2 protein-coding genes are annotated in these 2467 nt (G+C 62.8%); one reads left to right on the forward strand and one right to left on the reverse strand.

Features of this window, described 5'->3' with window-relative positions; genetic code table 11:
* Positions 1-1676 (forward strand): alkaline phosphatase family protein (locus tag Q0M35_RS12855; RefSeq protein WP_295315905.1); only part of this gene is annotated, 1676 nt, incomplete at its 5' end.
* Between the two features lie 52 nt (positions 1677-1728).
* Here the strand turns inward: Q0M35_RS12855 and Q0M35_RS12860 are convergent.
* Positions 1729-2467 (reverse strand): fumarylacetoacetate hydrolase family protein (locus Q0M35_RS12860; protein ID WP_295315907.1); only part of this gene is annotated, 739 nt, incomplete at its 5' end.

Below are 2467 nucleotides of genomic sequence, written 5' to 3' on the forward strand. Positions count from 1 at the left end.
TGAGTGCCGCCGGTATCGCTGCCGTGCTTGCCGCCCCGACCGCCTTTGCTCAGGACAGCGAAGGGCCGCCGAAGCTGGTGCTGCAGATCACCGTGGACCAGCTGCGCGGTGATCTCATTGATCGTTTTGGCGCAGGCCTGGGCGCGGACGGGTTCAACCGCCTGCTGTCGGGCGGCATGTTCTTTGCCAATGCCCACCACCGGCATGCCAATAACGAGACGATCGTGGGGCATACAACGCTGTCGACCGGCACCGATCCGGGCATTCACGGCATGGTCGCCAACCTCTGGTTTGACCGGGACAGCGGCACGACATTTTACAACGTGCAGGACCCTGATTATCCGCTGGTGGGGGCCGCAGGGGTGAATGCAGACACCGAGATCGACCCCACACAACGCGCCGCCACCACCGACGGGCGGTCACCGCGCAACATCCTGACCACCACCATCGGCGATGAGATCCGGATGCATTACGGGCCGGCGTCGAAAGTTTTCGGCGTGTCGGTCAAAGACCGGGGTGCGATCTCTTTTGCCGGGCACGCAGGTCAGGCCTACTGGTTCTCGAAGGCCGAGGGCCGGTTCGTGACCAGCACCTTTTACCGCGACGACTATCCGGAGTGGATGGGCGCCTGGGACGCTAAAGGTGTCGTCGGCAGCTATGCCGGGTTCAACTGGACCCTGACGGACGATCCGGGCACCTATATGTTCGGTGACCGGGATGACCAGCACTGGGAAACCGACTTTCCCGGCTGGGGCCGGACCTTTCCGCACGCCTACGGAGCGGCGGACAGCAACTATTACACCACGCTGCTGACCCTGAGCCCGGCTGGTGATGAGATCACGGTTGATTTCGCCAAGGCGCTTATGACGGCCGAGGAGGTTGGTCAGGACGATGTGCCGGATTTCATGAGCGTGAGCCTGTCGTCCACTGATTATGTCGGGCATCTCTTCGGGCCGTCCTCGCTGGAGGCCGAAGACAACATCAGGCGTCTGGATGCCACGCTGGCCGATCTGCTGAGTTTTGTCGATGAAACCGTGGGGCTTGAGAATACCCTTGTGGTGCTGTCAGCGGATCACGGCGCACCCGAGGCGCCGGGTTACCTTGCAACCGTAGGCGTTGAGGCGCAGCATTTCAATTTTGAAGACACGGACACGGCGCCCGGGTTTGCACGTCTCAAAGAACGGTTTGGGCTCTCTGAGGCCCTGGTGCGCAGTTTCACCAACCCCTATGTTTATCTCAATCAGGAGCAGATTGCCGCAGCGGGCCTTGACGCAGGTAAGGTGGCGAACGCCGTGGCCGCAGAGCTTCAGGCGCTGCCGGGCATTGCCTATGCGGTGCCAAGCGCCAGGCTGCGCCGGGGCGAGGTGCCGGACACGCGGGTGACGCGTGCGGTGATGGCGAATTTTCATCCCGACCGGTCGGGAGATATCTACGTCGTCTTTGAGCCGCAGTGGTTTGTTGCGGATTTCGACGGGCTGAGTGTGGCCTCGGCGCATGGATCGCTCTGGACCTACGACAGCCATGTGCCGGTAATTTTCATGGGCCGGGGGATTGAGACCGGGCGCATTTCCCGCCGGGTCGAGACCGTCGATGTGGCCGCAACGATTGCGATGATCATGAAAACCAGGCTGCCAAGCGGTGCCGTGGGCGTGCCGCTAAGCGAAGCGCTGGAGTAGAGCGTGAGACCGTCAACACCGGCGGCGGCCCGCCCGTGGCTCAGCTGGCCGGTCAGGATGCGGCGAGCACCGGGCTGCGCTGTTTTCCGAGGCCTTCGATCCCGAGCGTAACAACCTCTCCGCCTTTCAGGTAGCGGGGCGGTTTCTGTCCCATGCCGACACCGGGCGGTGTGCCGGTTGAAATCACATCGCCGGGCTGCAGGCTCATAAAGCGGCTGCAGTAAGACACAAGATGCGGCACCCGGAAGATCAGCGTTGAGGTCGAGCCGGTTTGCTGGCGCTCCCCGTCCACATCGAGCCACATGCCGAGGTCGTCCATATCGGCCACCTCGTCGGGTGTTACAAGCCAGGGACCGGTCGGCCCGAAGGTGTCACAGCCCTTGCCCTTGTCCCAGGTGCCGGCGCGGTCGAGCTGAAATTCCCGCTCGGACACATCGTTGATGACGCAGAAACCGGCCACATGGGCCATCGCATCCGCCTCGTCGATATACACTCCGGGTTCACCGATCACGACGCCCAGTTCGACCTCCCAGTCGGTCCTTTGCGAGCCGCGCGGGATCCGGATCGGGTCGTTTGGTCCGCAGATCGCCGAAGTCCATTTGTTGAAGATGATCGGCTCTGCGGGGATCTGCATGTTCGCCTCTTCGGCGTGATCGGCATAGTTCAGTCCGATGCAGATAAACTTGCCGATAGCGCCCACGCAGGGCCCCAGACGCAGATCGTCCTGCGGCGTGCCCTCCACAAGCGGCAGCGCGTTGATATCGAGATCCTGCAGCGCTCTGAGGCCCTCC

It is taken from the genome of Roseobacter sp., assembly GCF_024639605.1.
Classification (GTDB): Bacteria; Pseudomonadota; Alphaproteobacteria; order Rhodobacterales; family Rhodobacteraceae; genus Roseobacter.